Here is a 19,503-nt window from a genome sequence, read left to right as displayed (position 1 = left end):
GTGAAAGTAAGAAATGTAACTCATGAGATCTAGCTGTATCTGATGAATGCTATGCTGGATATGACATGGTGCCCATCCTTTGCCTGAAATCAAAATATAACAATCGCTCCAGTCGTTAGGCTGGAGGATGATATACACTATACATGCAAGCAGGCACGATCGATGTATGTATCGATCATGCGAGTAAGGGAGCAAATGAAGCTAGACCGAGCGATCATTTGCCAGTTGAAACGACGGAACAGCCATAGCGAAGCACGATGGCTGCGGGAAAAGGGAGCATGAATATTAATGTATGTAGTATGTAAACAACATGTAGAAGATGCGCTTGAAGCATTTGTTGATGAATATGAAGATGCACCCGATGTGGTCGACCTGAAAGAAACGGAATTTTCCGATTGGGACCCGCCGGCGAAATGTGTCTATTGTGATCAGCATGGTGAATTTCTCGTTGTCTGATCCCCTGCCAGACCGGAACGCTCATGAATCTAGCTATACGATACCGACTTCAAGCTAAACCATCGTTCAGCCTGAAGTCGATTGAATACGAATGCGATACATTACACTTTATACTAGCTACACATTCCCAATAGCGCGTACAGATCATGACGCAATACCAGGGCAGGGACCGGATTTCCGGGTCCTTGTTTTCCTGTGCCTGCATGTGCGAAGCTGGTGCTGCACGTGCAGCTGGATGAAATGAAAAAATATAATAGTAAATGACAAAATACGACGTTGCTGTAAACCAATTTTAACTCGTTTGAGACGATTCACTCCGAATACTTGGATATAATGGTTCATGTCGGTTCCTGCCAGCGTAGCTGTGCATGGAATGAGAGTGACCACTGGAAAGGATAAAAGAATATGAAAGACATCAAGGATCTGACGCTACCAACGGAACACTTGACGCTGAAACAGGCTTATTTTCGCAAACTCGCCGTAGACAACGGCTTGACTATACATAGAGGGCGGTGGACGGATTATGTCTAAGCCGCTCCAGCAGCATCGTTATATGCCGGGTCTGGATGGATTGCGTGCATTCGCGGTGCTGGCGGTTATTTTATACCATTTGAATACAGATTGGGCGCCTGGCGGATTGATCGGGGTTGGTATCTTTTTCGTATTATCCGGTTATTTGATCACAGACATACTGGCAGGTCAGTGGGAACGGAACCACCGATTTGACATGGTCGACTTTTGGAAAAGGCGCGCACGCCGCTTGCTGCCGGCAATGTACGCGATGATCGCGGTGGTTGGACTATGGTGCTTGATCGGAGATCACGGGCGGTTGGCTGCATTACAGGGCGATATCCCGGCTGCTTTGCTGTACATTAGCAACTGGTGGTTTATTTTCCACAAAGTATCGTATTTTGAAAGCTTCGGCCCGGCTTCACCGCTTGGTCATTTATGGTCGCTGGCGGTGGAGGAGCAGTTTTACTTAATCTGGCCGTTCGTCCTGATGCTCGGTCTGAAATTTTTGCCGAAGCGCGGTAATCTGGCAGGCTGGATTCTGAGTCTGTCGCTTATCTCTGCGCTATTGATGGCTGTCTTATACGTGCCGGGTTCCGACCCGAGCCGTGTCTATTACGGTACAGATACACGCATCTTCGCTTTGCTGATCGGCTCTGCACTGGCGATCGTATGGCCAAGCGCGAAGCTAAAAGCGAATGTATCTGCTCCAGCACAAACGTTGCTGGATGGCGTAGGCCTGGCTGCTTTGCTTGTGCTGTTCTGGTCGATCTGGCATACGAACGAATATGAGCCATTCCTGTATCGTGGTGGACTGGTACTCATCTCGATCGTGACTGCGATTCTGATCGCTGTACTGGCACATCCGGCAAGTCGTCTGGCCGTACTGGTCGGCTGCAAGCCACTACGCTGGCTCGGACAGCGTTCCTATGGATTGTACCTGTGGCATTTCCCAGTCATTACACTGAGTACACCGCAGGTCGATACCGGAGAGCCATCGGTCATGCGTGCTGTATTGCAGGTGCTGGTCAGCCTTGCGCTCGCTGAGCTGTCATGGCGCTTCGTTGAGCAGCCGATTCGTCGCAAAGGCTTCCGCTATGCGTTCGGTCGTGTCGGTAGTTCGAACTGGCGCAGCCGCCGTGGTTGGATCATCGGTGGTTCGTCTGCCGCTGTATTCATTTTATCCGCAGCCGTGCTCGGTCATCTGCTGACGAATAATACACCTACTGAAACGGCCGAAGCAGAACAGCAGCCACAATCGGTATTTATTACCGGCTCATCTTCCACCACACCGACAAATGTATCGCATACGACGAAAGATGGTAAAGAAGGCGATCCAGCAGGCGGCAAAAATGCTTCCGGCACAGGTGAAACGAAATCGGAAGATGGTAAAACAAAAGATACGGATGGTAACCCATCCTCAGATCGTAAAGATACGAATAAAGATAATGCATCCGGTACGACAGAAGGTAGTAAAGATGCTTCTGCTACAGACGGCAGCGATTCATCAGATAGTTCCAAGTCTGCTGACGATGCCAATGCCAGTAATACAGACACAGACAGCAGTGATGCCGGTTCCACCAGTGGTGACGGACAAAAGCTGGATTCCCCAGCGCCATCCTTACCCGCTGCGGCAACGAAGAGAACGCTGAGTGAGATCGTATCCGGTAATGGAGTTACCGCGATTGGCGACTCCGTTATGCTTGATGTGGCGCATTACCTAACCCAGACGATGCCAGGCATTACGATCGATGGACGCGTTGGTCGTCAAATGACCGAAGCACCAGATGTGATCCGTCAGCTTCGCCGCGGCGGTCACCTCGGTTCGACTGTCATTTTGGAGCTAGGTACGAACGGCTCCTTTACACGCGAACAGCTGGAAGATCTACTGGATGAACTGAGTAGTGCGCGTAAAATCATACTTGTGAATACACGAGTACCACGTGCATGGGAAAGTCTGGTGAACGATACGATCAATGCGGTCGCAGCAGAGGACAATCGGATTAAAGTGGTCGATTGGTACTCGGCAAGTAAAGGACAGGATAGCTTCTTCGCAACCGATGGCGTACACGTGAATCCGGCGGGTGCGAGAGTGTACGCGACGCTTGTGGCTCAGGCTGTAAAAGGAAAATAATTATTTACACAATATTCCAATAATGTATTAAATATTGAAGTGATAGTGCCGATAGTAATAAAGGAATGTTATAGGATTGGCAAGTGCTCCCTTTGCGCTAACCGTTGGTGGTTAGTGTGGAGGGAGTTTTCAAATTTAAATGGGTGGAGTGGTGGGGTTCCCTTTAAGTGGTACTTCGGGTGATGGGGAGATGGAACACTTCGGGAAGGAATAAGGGGACGTACTCAGTGGAGGGGCGTGAATCTACGGATGAGGGATAGAATGTAGATTCACGCCCCTCCAAAATCGTACTTTCCCCTTATTTCCTTCCCTTCGTTCCGAGCGTGTGCATCATTGGACAAGTTCTAAGTTCTAAGTTCTAAGTTCTAAGTGGTGCATGGAGTTTCTGTAGTGCCGGGAACCTCATCGCTCCAATGGTGGGGTGGCGGCAGTGTACGCTGTTCCAGCGTATAGATCCAGGTCTATAGTGCATAGTCCATGATGCATAGTGAACAAGTGAAAATAGCTTATGAGTAAAAGTAGTTTATAAGTGAAAGCAGCTTATGGACAAGCGATCATAATCAGATGATGTTAGTAGTGAGTTGTTTAGGGTGTATATATTTGTCATATATGTATACGTTAGCTTTTGATTATTGCTTTATGCAATATCTTGTTTTATAAGATTAGAAATTTAGGGTGCGTTGATTGATGTTGTTGTTATGCTTAATTTATATAGCACTTATATAGCACTTATATAGCACTTATATAGCACTTATATAGCACACGGGATGTTTTTAAATTAGGAGAATGGCTAAGTGATTATGATGTTTGGCATTGGTTTGGGGTGAGTATGTACATTTTATGCAGAGGAAGTTTCTGTTGCTTGTCAGGTTTTGATTTTAGATTGATTCCAGTAGGTGAACGATCAGCAATGGAGCAGGTTAGTAGTTAATGAGCTAATTAGCTGGTGAGTGAAAGTCATTGATTGGCAGTGAGTGATATACTGGATGGAAGTGAATATTGTTTTGGGATGCGGATGGTCTGGTCGGAGGCTGTTTTACATAGGAATGATGGATGAGGAAAAGGGGTAGCGTGATGCATATTCAAATTATTGGCGTAGGCAAGTTGAAAGAGAAATATCTGGTTCAGGGGATTGCGGAGTACAGCAAGCGATTGACGCCGTATATTAAATTTCAAATAACAGAAGTGAATGATGAGAAGGCACCGGATACGCTCAGTGATGCGGAAGTAAAGATAGTGAAGGATAAGGAAGGCGAGCGAATTTTGGCGCAGATTAAGCCGGATGCGCATGTGGTCGTATTGACGCTGGATGGGAAGCTGTGGAGTTCGGAAGAGATGGCAGCAGAGATTGATCGTCTGGGCACGTATGGGAGTAGTCATGTCGTGTTTGTGATTGGTGGTAGTCATGGGATTGGGGATGAGGTACTGAAACGGGCGCAGCAGCGGCTTTGTTTTGGACGGATGACGTTGCCACATCAGTTAATGCGATTGGTGCTGGTGGAGCAGGTGTATCGGGCGGTGAAGATTAATCGGGGGGAACCGTACCACAAGTAGCGGCAAGTTTTTTTGGTGGAGATCGAGCAGATTCCTTGCAAGGCAAGACTTTTAGTAGGTGCATCTGTGTAACTCTCTTCGGGTTTTGACTTGCGAATAGATTGTTGGAAGAGCACATTGGTATCACAACCTACCTAGACGTGGCTTTAGTAGTGTCAGTAATGACAACTGCCGCTTGGGAAAGAAATCTGGGAGAACGTGATGAGATCGCTTTTTCTACCAGGGTTGAAGCAATGATGTAGTTAAAAGCGATACTGGAAACAGGTACTCATAGAGAGAGTGATCAGAAATGCTGACCACTCTTTTTAGATTGATGCTGCATAGGGGCACGAGGGCACACGGATATATTTTTAGAAACGAGTCTTTGTTTGGCGCAGGGGCATACTCGTGTTCATATATAAAATTAGTTAAAAGGTGGAGCGCTTCTCATCGCGAAGTCTCGGAGCCAATGCGCAGATACATTTATTAGTCTGTATGGTAAACTAATGTCAATATGTTTACATAGAGCATGGATGCAAATCATAGCGGTATAACGTTAAAACCGGCTAACCAATCTGAAAATGGAGGGATTCAAGATGAATCTATTGAAGAAAAATATACTTGGTGGAACCAGTTTGGCTTTATCTATGCTGATCCTATCCGCATGTGGATCAGAGGGGACTCCAGCTGGATCAGTAGACACGAGTGCGTTGCAGGACAAAATCACAGTGCTGGAGAAAAAGCTCACTGAACAGGGGATTCAAAGTGATGAACAGGCCCAGAAAATTGCTGCGTTGGAGAAAAAGATGACAGAACTTGATACAGCTGGCGCTGCTGCTGGACAAGGTGTGAACAGCCAGACATCGACTAGCACAGGCAATAATGGCTCTGCCGGAAAAGGGGATGGAGTGCTGATTACGTTTGCCCAGTATAAGAAGCTGGAAGTTGGCATGTCCACAGAAGAGGTCATCAACATTCTAGGCGGCGAAGGTGAAGCGCTAAGTGAAACGGAGAACACGGTCGTGTACAGCTATAAAGGTGCAGCTGGCGATGGTTCCAACGCGGTAATTGCTTTTCAAGGCGGGAAACTGCTCACGAAGGCACAGTCAGGGTTGAAGTAACCATCAGAGCTGACGAGCCGATTATAAATAAAGCAAAATTATAAGGGACAGGTAATGATCAAGCGACTTCAATACATGAAGCGAGCCTTAGCGGGTTCGTTTTTTGCATTCATTCGACATGCAGGAATTTCTTTTCGATAGCAGGTGTGAGAGAACGGAGAAGTGGCTATCCTGTAGAATATGCGGTTGTGAATCGGCGGAATAGAGTTTGTGGAAATCGTTAGAATCCGTAGGGTTAGAGCTGAACTGCAACCTGGCTAGATGCCTGGAAAGGTTGATGATGGATAGGGAGTAGCGAGTGTTGCCCTATCCGATTTCCATTTTAATTACACGAAAAGAAAATTCAAGACAACAGCAGCATTGCAAATGAAAAGTGATCTTATTACCCTTATAAAGTAGAGGTATATTGCTACATACTGTTGTTAGAGCAGTAACTATGTTGCTACGCTCTAGCAGAAAACGATCATCTTCAAAAGGAGAACTCATGAAAAACTTCATTATATTCGGAGCAAGCAAAGGCTTAGGTGAGGCATTCGTCAAAGGTTTACCAGAAAAAGGTGATCGAGTTTGGATCGTTTCTCGAACGCGTCCTCACATTTTAGATGTTGAAGATGATATCCAGAAATATTGGATCGAAGCAGATTTAGCAAAATCGGATGCAAGCGATCTGATTGCGAATGCAGCACATGACATTACGATCGATGTATTGATCTACAATGTAGGCATATGGGAGAGCAAAGGATTCCGAGAGGACTATGATTTTGAGCAGGATGATCCAGCTGAGATTGCCAACATCATCAATATCAATGTGACTTCAGCGATTACGTGCATCCAGAATCTGTTACCGAATCTCAAACAGTCAGATAACGCCAAAATTTTCTTGATTGGTTCTACGGCAGGTTTGGAACATAATGATTTTACGCAGGTTTCATTTGCGGCTTCTAAGTTCGGTTTGCGTGGTGTTGGAAATGCGCTCAGGGAGCATGTGAAGCAGTATCAGATCGGTGTGACCTGTATTAATCCTGGTGAAATTGCAACCCAGATTCCATTGGAAGACGGCGTTGAGAAAGTGTTAGCAACACACAAAGGCACGCAGATTCCGCTTCAAGACATCGTTTCTTTAGTGAAATGCGTGATGAACCTTTCCAAAGCCTCCTGTGTAAAAGAAATCAATATGCCAGCCATGTTAGATACCAATGCGTAGTCGATTGGATAGAGAAGGATAGTGAACTAAAAGCGAGATTCTTGGAAACCACTCCATCGTAAGGAGTGGTTTTGGCTTTATATGTGAATGTATGGATTATGGTCAAACTCTTGTTTGTGCTTAGATAAACTATAGTGACAAAGGTGAGCTGTATCGCAAGTAGGAAAAGCTTGTGGAGTGTGGGAATCACCAGACAGATAGAGATTGCAAAACATACTCGGCGAGCAGGCTTGCAGTCTATTAGAGCGATTCCCGATATAGCCGCGACTACAGCTATTTTTTTGTTTGTCTTCCAACTAGAAATAGCACAAAATAATTTCAGAAGCAGAAGCAGAAGCAGAAGCAGAAGCAGAAGCAGAAGCAGAAGCAGAAGCAGAAGCAGAAGCAGAAGCAGAAGCAGAAGCAGAAGCAGAAGCAGAAGCAGTTAAACTTATAAATAAACTAATTCTCAATTTCCGCAGGCATGCAGCCTAGCGGATTTTTCTTTATTAAGCGACGGAATCTATTGAATCGGGCAAAAACTCCAACGAAAAAGGCAAAGAACGCAGTATTCCTTAACCTATACTTAGAATACACATTCCACCAATAAGAAAGGAGCTTTTAAAAATGAGTGTAAATGAGTGTATTGGTTACAGGGAAAAGCGGCGACAGCCTTGATTGGAAGAGCCATCGTTCACGAACTGCTGGATGCCCATACGATTCCAAGCTGGAAGAAACCAAAGCTCCGTTTACATCAAAAGCACAGCAGAAAACTAGACCCGTATAAGTGATAAATGGTTTCCCTACAGTAGCGAAGGAGGTTCATTCATATGGCAAATAAAACGATTCGGACACTTGTGTTCATTCTCGCTTTTTCAATTGCCGGATATGCCATTGTGCAGTATGGCATTCTTCAAGCGAGTAATGCTGGACTGGTCTCGTTCAAATTGCAAAAACCGGATTTCGCACTCAAACCGTGGATCTATGTGCTCTACACCCATATTTTCACTGCGATTTTTGCCTTGATTATCGGACCCTTTCAACTATTTATAAAGCCAACACTTGCCAGAAGAAGCTGGCATCGCCGATTGGGGTATGGATATGTTGTTTCAATTACAGTGAGTGGGATCGTGAACGTGTATTTGTCCTTGTTTGCGACAGGAGGTTGGATTTCTAGCTTTGGATTCATGTCGCTCGATGTACTGTGGGTTTCAACTACGCTTATTGCGGTAAGGAAAATTATCGCCAAAGACATCCAAGCTCATAAAATATGGATGCTTCGCAGCTATGCGCTTACTTTTTCGGCTGTTACGCTTCGCATCTTATTAGCGCCGCTGGCTATTCTGCTTGGCGATTTTGAGGCGGCATTTCGCGTTGTCGCTTGGGCTTGTTGGATTCCGAATTTGCTCGTTATCGAATTTGTAATTGCTAGAATGAGGTTGCGGCAGCGACAATGATTCACAACTGCCACGCCAAAATGATTCATAAAACTGCGTATCCATGACTTATAGCTTAGTATTTGATATTGTCCGTTTGCCTTGTGAAATTTTCGTCTTGAGCTGGAAGTCAGTCATGCGCGTCATCCATCATCATAAGGGAAAAGGAAACAGGCATTGCTGCGCAGATAGACCAGTCTGTCCGGTCTCTTAGGCCTCCTATATTCAATTGCAGCAGTCGATGATGGTAGTGCAAGGCATAGTGCTGCTTACAGGCGATGTGGCACAATACTAAATCATACTTAACTAGATCATTACTAGATCATTGGCAAGCTATGGCTCATGTCATATACAAAAAGGAAAGCTATGACCCGTCTACAAACAAGCTCGCCATAGCCCGAACACACTATGCATTGGTTTAAGTTATGACGAGCAAAGGATCTCACTTCTGTACTGCCTTCAATCTAAACGTCCCCCTTCTATCCCCGCTTTCAATTGCTCAAACCACTCCAAATTAACGAGATGATGCGCACGAGAATTTTCATTCATACGGCGGTAATAATCGATGATGCCGGGAGCTTCTTGCGTATTGGACAGGTATTCATCGAGCAGCGCGATTCGGGCTTGGGTCTGGTCGATTTGTGATTGGATCAGTTCCAGCAATTTACTTTGGTCATATTGCTCGGCAAAAAGTAGTGCTCCGTAAAATTGCAAGTTCACATATTCCGATTTGGTGCCGTATTTAACCATTAATTGTTCGAATTCAGCCTTGCCCGATTCCGTAATGATGAAGTTCCGCGTTTCTCGCCCACTGGTTAATAGGTTCTGATGAACCTGTTCAATCCAGCCTTTTTCTTCAAGCTGCTGTAAATTGTAATAAAACGAGCCTTTAGTAAAATTTACGATGTATTTGTAATGGCGTTTTTCCATAAGCGCTAGCAGTTCATAGCCGTGAGCGCTGGGGTTTTGGATGAGCAAGCCAAGAATGAGTAAAGGGATCATGGTTGCATCACCTTCGCCATCCGTGCCTCGAATTGTGCATATGTGATTTTACCTGAAGCTAATTCCAGACTGTGAATGTAGATTTGTTCATTTTTGGAATAGGCTCGCTCTACGTTCAGGGACTGCTCTTCCCCAGCGAGGGGTTCCATAATATGACTCATTGTGGAAAATGCCTGAAAATAACGGTAGCCGAATTTGCGCTGCGAAGCCGCATCGATATGAATGCCGTCAGGATTCGCCGTCAAACCTGCCGCTGTTACAAAATAACAATGTTGCTGTTCATGGGCGAAGCGCTGTAATTGTTCGTTGATCTGCGGATACTCTGTCGCCTGCTGTCCAAAACCGGTCTTGCCCAGAAAGTCGCCAAGTCCGCCGATGATCAATGGTATTTTCTCCAGATTCAGTTCGTGTCTGAGGGTGCTCATGATCGCCGTTAATTTCGCATAATACGTTTCGTGCAGCGAACGATAGCTGTCGCTCTCCCCTTGATGCCACAGGATTCCGCAGATTTGACTGGATCGCATAGCGAAGCGAGCTTCGGACAACGCATGCTGAAAAAGGATGCCTTCTGGCTGCCAATCATCCAGGGAGCTGCCACCTTCTGCACATGGAATCAGTCCTATTACCTCGTCAGGATGAGCGTTTGACCAGGCGTCTGCAAAAGACGCGGCCAGACTTACACCCGACACCGGGCGGTCGTAATTGATCGGTTCTGTCATCATCTGCCATTGCCCATTGCGCAGCATTTTTATTTTTTCATTATAGATCGGATCGACTTCATGCAAAAATCCACGACCTGCCATATTCGACTGACCGAGCATTAAAAATGACTTTATCATATAGCGGTAACTCCTTTAGTAGTGCGTTATAGTCTAATTAGACTATAACGCACTACATACGCTGTGTACACTTTAATTCATTCCTCTGTGAAAGCTTTTCGTTGAAAGTGAACTATTATGCGATCCAATATGGATTGGAGCAAAAGGAGTAGAGCCAGCGGCAGAGTTGAAAACGAAGCAGTACATCATTAACAAATCGTTGGCGCGTCGACCAATGAATTTGGTAGTGAAGCTGCATATTTGTTATGTCACTACCAATCGAATAATTTCTCGCCGGGCGGCAGTGATGCAGTGCTTTTGCTTATGTTTCTAAATAGAAGGTATAACCGTTGTTCGGAAATACGACTCACTCCATACTTGTCAAATCGAGAAAAATCTCGATAAACTCGATCACGGGAGACGTAACACGATATTGAGCGATGATCGGGAAATTGATTTCAGGCATAGGGGTTTGAAGTACCTGAAGCTTTCCGGCGTGTACTTCGTCAGCAACGCTGTCGAGTGGAAGGATACATAATCCGAGATCGGCTTCTACGAGCCTTTTTTGCATCGTCAGACTGCCAATTTCAAGCTGGCGGCTAGCCGTCTTTTTATACAGCAATCGGTTATAATGCTGAAACGAAGCAATAATCGATCCGAAAGGATCTTCTTTTGGAAAGGTGATCCACCTGGCATCAGCAAGCTGTTGGACAGAATGAGAATCCTTACTATACTGGCTGTTATGCGCCGCGATGATTGCCAGTTGTTCATTGCCGATTTTGATTTGCTCTAAATTTTTGACATGGCTATCTTGAAAATATTTAATGCCGAGATCGACCTGTCCATTCGCGACCATCTCGGCGATTTTATCGTTCGAAGCTGTATACAAATGGATATCTACCGAAGGATACATCTGGCAAAAGTCTCTAAATACAATGGACAGCCGTGTTTCTGCAAGTATATCAACCATGCCAATGGTGAAAGTTTGCAGATTCTCGGATACGGAGCGCATAGTGTGTTCCATCTCCTTCATATCGGCTATAAAAGAGATGCAATACTTTAGAAAAACTTTCCCCGCTGGAGTTAAGACGAGCTTTGGACCGACTCGTTCGAATAGCTCGTAGCCTAGATCTTTTTCCAAAAAACTAATTCTTCGACTAACCGCAGGCTGAGAAAGATGAAGATGTTCTGCTGCTGCTGAAATGCTCCCATATGCATTGACCTGCACAAAAATCTCCATATCTCTAATATTCAAGGGACATCTCTCCCAACGGTATGAGGCATTTCGGCAAGCGTATTGCTCTGAATCTCAAGAAAAGCATATGCCTTGCGCAGCAGCTTATCCTGATCTTGATCATAGAACGATCTCAAAATTTCATAGGAACCGCTCTGCTTTGATAAGCGATTCGTCTGCGCTTTCATAGCCAGCGTTCCGCACAGAACGGCGACCGCTGGACTATGTGAGATAAGCCATTCTTGAAGCTTCATCCATTCATCGCTGACATTGCGGCTAAAAATTAGAGCATGACCATATTTATCGTAAGAATAACGCTTGTCCGCGATAATTTTTGCTTTCCTATGCGGCATGCTTAATACAAGATTTCTGATCAAATCACAGATCTGTTGGGACTCGACATAATCCAACTGATCGATGACTCGCCAGACCAGCACATTCTGTTGTTGATCTACTTCATATATTAATTTCCCCAAATAGTTATGGAACATACAATCAATCCCCACCTTGATCTAGTAGATCAATAATAACATACTTCATAATTAATAAGTAACATTAAATGAAAAGAAAACTGTCATTTTATTAAATGGAATGTACCTATACTATTCATTATGTTATAGGGGGTATGTTAAATCTGCATTGGATTCTTTAATTCAATAAAAATATAATAAAAACACCATCATTCACATATTTTAATGTTATTTTACATCACATAAAAAAGAGGTGACTATGTGACAGCATCCATATTACAGGATCGATTCGGTCGGAGACATGATTACTTGCGAATCTCAGTTACAGATAAATGCAATTTAAGCTGTGTGTATTGTATGCCTGAGGAAGGAATGGAATTCGAGCCAGAAGAGAAATTAATGTCTGATGATGAAATTGTCGAAGTGGTCACTGTCGCTGCTCGCATGGGAATTCGGAAGCTTCGTATAACAGGCGGAGAGCCTTTAGTTCGGAAAAATCTGGATCGATTGATCTCAAGATTAACGGCTATTCCGGGTATTGAAGATACGGCGTTAACGACGAATGGGATGTTCCTTGCGCCTAAAGCCGAAAAGCTAAAAGCAGCAGGATTAACGAGGATTAACATTAGCCTTGATTCTATGCGAGCCGATCGGTTTCGGTTCATTACGCGAGGAGGGGATGTACGCAAGGTGCTTGCCGCTCTTAAAGCTTCCATTCAGGTTGGATTCGATCCGATCAAAATTAACGTCGTGCTGATGAAAGGCATAAACGACGATGAAATAGATGATTTTCTGGCGTTAACATTAAATAGTAAACTGACTGTCCGCTTTATCGAATACATGCCGATCGGTCATGAGAGTAAAGATTGGAAAAGTCAGTATTTGCCCTTATCTACCGTATTGGAGCGATGTCAGGCGCTTGGAATGTCATATCAGCCCATCAACGAAGTATATGGCAACGGCCCAAGCGAGAATTATCAAATCGCTGGAGCGCAGGGTTCTTTTGGATTGATTCATCCAGTCAGTGACCATTTCTGTTCTAACTGCAACCGATTGAGGCTAACGGCGGATGGGATGATCAAGCCATGTCTCTACTGGAATTACGAAACCCATGTTCGCTCAGCAATCGGTCAGCCGGAGCTGATTGAGCGTCTATTCAGGGAGACACTTGCGCTGAAGCCAGAGACGCATGAGATGGCCAAAGCATTAGCTAATCAGGAGCGTTCTCATCAGCCCACCGTCAGAAGAATGTCTCAAATTGGAGGATAGCAGGCTACCTATTCCTATATGGCTTTACTATAAACGTATATAAGGAGTTGACGAGAAGTATGAGTACACAACCTGTTGCATCCAAGCGCATCGTAAAGGCAGCCTGTCCACTTGATTGTCCTGATACGTGTACGATGTTGGTGACGATTGAGGATGGTGTAGCAACCTCTGTAAAAGGAGATCCAACACATCCTATGACTGCCGGGCATCTATGCGCCAAAATGAATCATTATCAAGAAAAAGTGTACAACCCTGATCGAATTCTGTATCCGTTAAAGCGGATCGGTCCGAAAGGTGAAGGCCAATTCGCCAGAATTACATGGGATGAAGCACTGGATGAAATAGCGTCCAAGTTCCAATCGATCATATCCGAATATGGCTCGCAAGCGATCCTTCCTTACAGTTATCTAGGGACACAAGGGATTCTCAATGGGCTAACTGTGGGGGATGCTTTTTTCCATAAGCTGGGCGCCTCCGTATCTGAGCGCACGTTCTGCGACAGCGGCGCAACATCTGCTTATGATTTTACACTCGGACCGGCAGTAGGTCTGGACCCGGAAAGCATCGTTCACTCCAAATATATTATCGTATGGGGAGCTAATTTGCTGAGCAACAATCTTCATCAGTGGAAGTTTATGACAGAAGCTCGCAAACGAGGAGCCAAGATTGTCGTTATCGATCCTATTCATACGAAGACAGCTGGTCAAGCCGATTGGCATATTGCTCTTCGTCCAGGAACGGATAGTGCTCTGGCACTCGGAATGATGAATGTAATCATTAACGAGAATCTGATCGATGCCGACTATGTGGACAACTATACGGTTGGCTATTCCGAACTTAAGGAGCGGGCGCAGCAATTCCCGCCTTCCCGTGTAGCAGAGATTACCGGCTTGTCTGAAGCGACTATCACGCAACTGGCACGGGAATACGCAACGACGCAGCCGGCGGCAATTCGGGTTGGCGTCGGAATGGAGCGCAACCGCAATGGTGGTCAGTCCATGAGAGCGATCGCAAGCCTTCCAGCGCTGGTTGGGGCGTTCCGCAAACCGGGTGGAGGCATCCTGCAACTAAGTCTGTATAACTTCCCACTTCGCTGGGATCGTATGCTTCGTCCAGACATGATCAAGCCCGGTACTCGCGTTATTAATCAGTGGCGTCTTGGTAAGGCACTGGCTGGAGAAGTGGAAGGTCCGCCGGTTAAAGCGCTGGTCGTTTATAACTCCAATCCTGTCGTATCGACGGCTGATCAAGGGGGAGTTCTACGAGGTTTGGCCCGGGAAGATCTGTTTACAGTTGTGAGTGAACAATTTTTGACCGATACTGCTCGTTATGCTGACCTGATCCTACCGGCGACGTCTCAGCTTGAACAACTGGACATTATGTTTTCATGGGGGCATCACTATCTGACATTGAATCAGCCGGCAATTGCTCCGCTGGGAGAGGCTGTTCCAAATACGGAAATGTTCCGTCGTCTGGCGGAGCGGATGGGATTTGATGATGATTGCTTCAAGTTGACCGATGAACAAATGGTGGAGCAGTTTTTAGAATGGTCAGCGCCTCAATTGCAGGGAATTACGGTAGAGAGCCTTCAAGAAACCGGGTTTGCACGTTTGAATTTGCCGCATCCAGATGAATATGCGCCATTCGCGGAAGGAGGTTTCCCAACGCCTTCGGGTAAAGTCGAGTTATATTCCTCTGCGGCAGCTAATGGGAATATGGTGTCCATCCTGTTCCGCGAAGGCTACAACGAATTTCAGCCAGGCGAGCCGCTCGATCCGTTACCGAATTATCGTGAGTCTGCGGAGCTGCAATTTAAGGATCAGTATCCGCTAAATATGATATCGCCCAAATCTCATGCATTTATCAATTCAAGCTTTGGTAATCTTGATCGACAACGTCGAATCGTTGGCGAGCCTCATATTGTGTTGCACCCGAATGATGCCGAAAAGCGTTCCATTCAGGACGGCCAGAAGGTTAGAATGTTTAATTCTCGCGGTTCTATGGAAGCTGTCGCTAAGGTTAACGAAACCGTGCTTCCAGGCGTGGTCGTGGCTCCAGTAGGCTACTGGTCAAGCCTTGCCAACTCATCGACTTCTAATGCGCTCACTGCTTTGGAATATGCCGACTTCGGCCGAGCGCCAACTTTTTCAGATACGCAGGTAGAAGTGGAAAGCGTTAGATAATGGAATAAAATGTTCTGCTTCGTCGATCAATAGACGAAGCAGAACATGTATCATTGCTTAGGATCATTCGACTCTTTGAGAACGGAGTGATGACTGATATATATTGATGTTTAACGTACGATTTGGCTTTGGGGCGGATGGCACCGTTTGCTCCATCTGTTCGTATAAAGACGATCCGCGTTGCGAATGTACATAAACATCATCGAGTGCTTGTGTACGACGCCATTTCTATAATGAACCAATATCTATCATCAAAAATCTGTAATTCACAAAATTCTTCAATCAACGAGTTTTCGCAATTAAATGGCTTGTTGTAGCTTAATAAGCCTGATGATACGCAAGCAAGTTTGATTCGACTAAGATGGTGATTCGCCCTGCATACACCGACAGGAAAGTAAAGAGATGCTATAAGGAGGGTGACCGATGCAATACCAAATTCAAGTTTTTGCCGGTTTGATTTCACTGACGGGCAGCACGATCATTATCTTTGAAGCCCCGGAAGAGAAGATGACAATTGGGGAGTTAAGATCACGGCTGATCGATCAATATCCGCAAGCGGCACCGCTACTAAAGCAATCGTTTATGGCTGTTAACCATACGTATGCCTTGCTTAGTCAAGCGATCAGTCCTACTGACGAACTGGCGATCATTCCACCAGTATCAGGAGGATGAACGGCGATGTATACTTCGCAATTTTACAAAATTGTATATGATCCAATCGATACTGCATCCGTCTTAAATGCCGTGCTTGAACCGGATCACGGTGCCTCTATCGTATTTGTAGGCACTACACGCGAGCATACGAAGGGACAGCGCACTGTACTGCTCGAATATGAAGCGTACGAGCCAATGGCAATTCGAACGTTAGAACAGATCGGACAGGAGATTGCACAACGCTGGCCAGGTTCCAGAGTTGCTATTACGCATCGTCTCGGAAAGGTCGGCATTGGAGAAGCGAGCGTTGTTATCGCCACATCTTCACCGCATCGTGATGGGGCGTATCAAGCGAGCAGATATGCGATTGATCGGTTGAAGCAAATCGTTCCGATCTGGAAAAAAGAAGTATGGGAAGACGGGTCCGAATGGAAAGGTCATCAGACCGGTCCATGGAATCCGACTGTGAACCTCGAAACTATGGAACAGAAGGTTTTCATAGATTAGAGTGAAACCGACTCCCATCCTCGACTGACCCATTTCAATGCTGAAAAGCGAGCCTAGATGGTGGATGTTCTCCGATAAGCTGGATATGAACCGTTCAGCTATCGCCAGTTATGTCATATAGATGAAGCAAGAAACGACGGCAGGATGAAGTGGGGCAAGAAGACCAAGAAAACCAAGAAGACCAAGGAAGATCTGCTAGCCAAAACTGGTGGCAACAGCGGAGATTACATCACGTCAATGGAGTCAATACCAAGAGTCCCGACAGGTCTGGTAGGGCAGCAAATATCCGATGCCAATTACAAGGCTTGATGGATCGAATAACAGAACATATAACTGAAAAGGAGATATTGCATAATGGAGCAGACAACAGATTTGATTGTTATCGGAGGAGGGCCTGTCGGTTTGTTCGCCTGCTTCTATAGCGGAATGCGGAAAGCTACGGTCAAAGTCATTGATAGCATGCCGCAGTTGGGTGGGCAGCTAGCGGCGCTGTATCCAGAAAAATATATTTACGATGTGGCTGGATTTCCCAGGGTTAGGGCACAGGAGCTTGTAGACCGGCTTGTCGAACAGATGAAACAATTCCCGGTACAAATTCGACTGGAAGAAAAGGTGCTCTCTGTCGCCAAGTTGGAAGAACGTAGATTCGCAGTAACGACGGACCAAAAGGTACATTATGCGAAGGCTGTTATTTTGGCAGGTGGAGCCGGAGCCTTTCAACCACGCCGACTGGGAATGGTGGAAGCGCAACGATTTGAAGGACATAATCTACATTATTTTGTCAGTGATGTTCAGCGATTTGCAGGCAAGCGTGTGCTGATCACCGGAGGCGGAGACTCCGCAGTTGACTGGGCACTGATGCTTGAACCGGTAGCTGCACAGGTAATTCTCGTGCATCGGCGTGATAAATTCCGGGCGCATGAGTACAGCATCGACAACTTAAGAAATTCAAAGGTAGACGTACAGACGCCATGGGAGATTGAAGAGCTTCATGGAGAAGAAAAGGTGGAGAAAGTGAAACTTCGCCATACCGCTTCTGGAGCGGAGCGACAGATCGAGGTCGATGAAGTCATTGTCAATTATGGCTTTGTTTCTTCCATTGGGCCGATTGCAGAGTGGGGACTGGCGATTGAAAGTGGATCGGTTGTCGTCGATACTCGTATGGAGACGAATATTCCGGGTTTTTTTGCGGCGGGTGACCTTGTTCATTATCCTGGCAAAGTGAAGCTGATCGCCGCCGGCTTCGGTGAAGCGCCAACGGCGGTCAATAATGCGATGGTGTATATCAACCCGGAGGCAAAGCTATCACCCGGACATAGCAGCAATATGACGTTCGCATAGCAGGTCGAGTATTCAATCGATTAAAATACGAGGATAGGAGAATAGGTTATGGCTATATATACCTGGGTAGATCAAGATACTTGTATTGCTTGCGGGGCTTGCGGATCAACGGCTCCTGATATTTTCGAATATAATGATGAAGGAATGGCCGAAGTCGTCTATGCCGGTGACGGGAATACGGGAACGACCGAAATTCCTGCTGCACTGAAAGACGATTTGTACGATGCGGTTGATGGCTGTCCGACCGATTCGATTAAGTTGGCGGATACACCTAAATAAGTCCTTCAAACTTCCTGTGCAAAAGATATGGATATACTAGCTATGTTCCGCTACTAATGCGCAACTAGTTCGCTTGAAGTGAGAAGTAACATAATAGAAAAGTTTTATACAGAGAAGCCACTCCATCTACGGGGTGGCTTTGTCGATTCCCCTAACCTTTTAGCTATAGCCCAAGTGTATGACCAGACATGCCTTTTTCATATGACAGAACTCCTCTTCCCTCATGATATACTCATGAGAACCAAAAGACAGAAGGAGCAAGTCATATGATTCCGTTTCAACACGACCATGTAGGTAGCTTTTTACGTCCTGGCAACTTGAGTCAGGCGCGCGAACAATATAAAGCAGGTAGCATTACGCATGAACAATTACGAGCTATAGAAGATCAAGAAATTATTCGTATCATTGAAAAGCAAAAAGAGAACGGTGTACTCGCCGTTACCGATGGTGAGCTGCGTAGAAGCTGGTGGCATTTTGATTTCTTGGGTGGTCTGGATGGCGTAGAATTGTATGAACAAATCGAAGGACCGAAATTCCACAATATGCAAACGCGCAAAGGAGGGATTCGCGTTATCGGCAAAGTCGATTTCTCAGCGCATCCTTTCTTAGAGGATTTCAAATTTGTCCTACAGCATGCAGGTGATGCTTTAGCAAAACAGACGATTCCGAGTCCAAATATGCTGCTCTACCGTCTGGAAAATGGTGCGAATGTGTATACGGATCGCGAAGCGTTTTTGCAAGATACGATCGCAGCGTATCAAAAAGCGATTCAGGCGTTCTATGATGCGGGATGTCGCTATCTGCAACTGGACGATACCGCCTGGGCAGATCTTTTCTCGGAAGCAGGGCATGATAAGCTACGCGCCAAAGGGCTAGAGCCAGCGGAAGAGTTGAAAACGATGCAGCGTATGATTAACGAATCATTGGCTCATAAACCGGCGGATTTAGTCGTCACGATGCATATTTGTCGCGGTAATTATAAGTCGAACTATTTCTCGACCGGTGGCTATGATTACGCTTCTGAGGTAATCTTCGGTGGTCTGGACGTAGACGGATTATTTTTGGAGTTTGACGATGAGCGTTCAGGTAGCTTCGAATCCTTAAAACATGTGAATCGCAAAGATCTGAAAATCGTACTCGGTCTGCTCACATCCAAAACCGGCGAGTTGGAGGATAAAGAACACATCAAAGCACGGATTGCCGAAGCGGCTACGTATGTGCCGTTGGAACAGCTTTGTTTAAGCCCACAGTGCGGATTTTCTTCGACGGAAGAGGGCAATATTTTAACAGAAGATCAGCAGTGGCGTAAGCTGCGTTATGTGAAGGAAATTGCAGACGAAGTGTGGGCATAATCTATTTAGATAAAAAAGGGG

Annotated in this window: 15 protein-coding genes and 1 pseudogene; 12 read left to right on the top strand and 4 right to left on the bottom strand. The window is 45.7% G+C overall.

Features of this window, described 5'->3' with window-relative positions:
- The first annotated feature begins 288 nt into the window (after window positions 1-288).
- The 6 genes from AAHF22_RS08675 to AAHF22_RS08650 all read left to right on the top strand — a co-directional run bounded on the left by AAHF22_RS08675 (window position 289) and on the right by AAHF22_RS08650 (window position 8,394).
- On the top strand, window positions 289-456 hold the full coding sequence (locus tag AAHF22_RS08675) for a CxxH/CxxC protein (protein WP_347324598.1): 168 nt from the start codon (window positions 289-291) through the stop codon (window positions 454-456).
- Window positions 457-979: 523 nt separating this feature from the next.
- Window positions 980-3,100 carry an acyltransferase family protein gene (locus AAHF22_RS08670; protein WP_347324597.1) on the top strand — a complete coding sequence of 707 codons (2,121 nt, stop codon included), beginning with the start codon at window positions 980-982 and terminating at the stop codon, window positions 3,098-3,100.
- A gap of 1,074 nt (window positions 3,101-4,174) precedes the next feature.
- On the top strand, window positions 4,175-4,654 hold the full coding sequence (gene rlmH, locus AAHF22_RS08665) for a 23S rRNA (pseudouridine(1915)-N(3))-methyltransferase RlmH (RefSeq protein WP_347324596.1): 480 nt from the start codon (window positions 4,175-4,177) through the stop codon (window positions 4,652-4,654).
- Window positions 4,655-5,229: 575 nt separating this feature from the next.
- The gene (locus tag AAHF22_RS08660; RefSeq protein ID WP_347324595.1) at window positions 5,230-5,754 is read left to right on the top strand and encodes a hypothetical protein; all 525 of its coding nucleotides are present in this window, start codon (window positions 5,230-5,232) and stop codon (window positions 5,752-5,754) included.
- Window positions 5,755-6,238: 484 nt separating this feature from the next.
- Window positions 6,239-6,958 carry an SDR family NAD(P)-dependent oxidoreductase gene (locus AAHF22_RS08655; protein WP_347324594.1) on the top strand — a complete coding sequence of 240 codons (720 nt, stop codon included), beginning with the start codon at window positions 6,239-6,241 and terminating at the stop codon, window positions 6,956-6,958.
- 809 nt (window positions 6,959-7,767) lie between these two features.
- A complete protein-coding gene (locus AAHF22_RS08650) occupies window positions 7,768-8,394 on the top strand; it encodes a DUF2306 domain-containing protein (protein WP_347324593.1) in 627 nt (208 codons plus the stop codon).
- 438 nt (window positions 8,395-8,832) lie between these two features.
- Here the strand turns inward: AAHF22_RS08650 and AAHF22_RS08645 are convergent, their stop codons facing one another.
- The 4 genes from AAHF22_RS08645 to AAHF22_RS08630 all read right to left on the bottom strand — a co-directional run bounded on the left by AAHF22_RS08645 (window position 8,833) and on the right by AAHF22_RS08630 (window position 11,918).
- The gene (locus AAHF22_RS08645; RefSeq protein WP_347324592.1) at window positions 8,833-9,375 is read right to left on the bottom strand and encodes a PadR family transcriptional regulator; all 543 of its coding nucleotides are present in this window, start codon (window positions 9,373-9,375) and stop codon (window positions 8,833-8,835) included.
- The gene (locus tag AAHF22_RS08640; protein WP_347324591.1) at window positions 9,372-10,214 is read right to left on the bottom strand and encodes a sialate O-acetylesterase; all 843 of its coding nucleotides are present in this window, start codon (window positions 10,212-10,214) and stop codon (window positions 9,372-9,374) included. The genes AAHF22_RS08645 and AAHF22_RS08640 overlap by 4 nt, the downstream gene beginning before the upstream one ends.
- 346 nt (window positions 10,215-10,560) lie before the next feature.
- The gene (locus AAHF22_RS08635) at window positions 10,561-11,448 is read right to left on the bottom strand and encodes a LysR family transcriptional regulator (protein ID WP_347324590.1); all 888 of its coding nucleotides are present in this window, start codon (window positions 11,446-11,448) and stop codon (window positions 10,561-10,563) included.
- Entirely contained in the window at window positions 11,445-11,918 is a 474-nt protein-coding gene (locus AAHF22_RS08630; RefSeq protein ID WP_347324589.1) for a hypothetical protein, read from the bottom strand. Before AAHF22_RS08630 ends, AAHF22_RS08635 begins: the two co-directional genes overlap by 4 nt.
- A 240-nt stretch (window positions 11,919-12,158) precedes the next feature.
- Here AAHF22_RS08630 and moaA point away from each other — a divergent pair, with 240 nt between their 5' ends.
- The 6 genes and pseudogenes from moaA (at window position 12,159) to AAHF22_RS08600 (ending at window position 19,482) form a co-directional block, all read left to right on the top strand.
- Window positions 12,159-13,166: a GTP 3',8-cyclase MoaA gene (gene moaA / locus AAHF22_RS08625; protein WP_347324588.1), complete on the top strand. Its 1,008-nt coding sequence runs from the start codon at window positions 12,159-12,161 to the stop codon at window positions 13,164-13,166.
- A 59-nt stretch (window positions 13,167-13,225) separates the two neighbouring features.
- Window positions 13,226-15,349, top strand: coding sequence for a molybdopterin-containing oxidoreductase family protein (locus tag AAHF22_RS08620; protein ID WP_347324587.1), 2,124 nt, complete (start codon window positions 13,226-13,228; stop codon window positions 15,347-15,349).
- A gap of 423 nt (window positions 15,350-15,772) precedes the next feature.
- Window positions 15,773-16,510: pseudogene (locus tag AAHF22_RS08615) on the top strand (molybdenum cofactor biosynthesis protein).
- Window positions 16,511-16,864: 354 nt separating this feature from the next.
- Window positions 16,865-17,851, top strand: coding sequence for an NAD(P)/FAD-dependent oxidoreductase (locus AAHF22_RS08610; RefSeq protein ID WP_347324586.1), 987 nt, complete (start codon window positions 16,865-16,867; stop codon window positions 17,849-17,851).
- A 48-nt stretch (window positions 17,852-17,899) separates the two neighbouring features.
- A complete protein-coding gene (locus AAHF22_RS08605; protein ID WP_347324585.1) occupies window positions 17,900-18,130 on the top strand; it encodes a ferredoxin in 231 nt (76 codons plus the stop codon).
- Window positions 18,131-18,396: 266 nt separating this feature from the next.
- Window positions 18,397-19,482, top strand: coding sequence for a 5-methyltetrahydropteroyltriglutamate--homocysteine S-methyltransferase (locus AAHF22_RS08600; protein ID WP_347324584.1), 1,086 nt, complete (start codon window positions 18,397-18,399; stop codon window positions 19,480-19,482).
- The last annotated feature ends 21 nt before the right edge of the window (window positions 19,483-19,503 follow it).

This window comes from Paenibacillus wenxiniae, assembly GCF_039822605.1.
GTDB classification, from domain to species: Bacteria; Bacillota; Bacilli; order Paenibacillales; family Paenibacillaceae; genus Saccharibacillus; species Saccharibacillus wenxiniae.
This window is presented reverse-complemented; position numbering and strand designations above follow the sequence as displayed.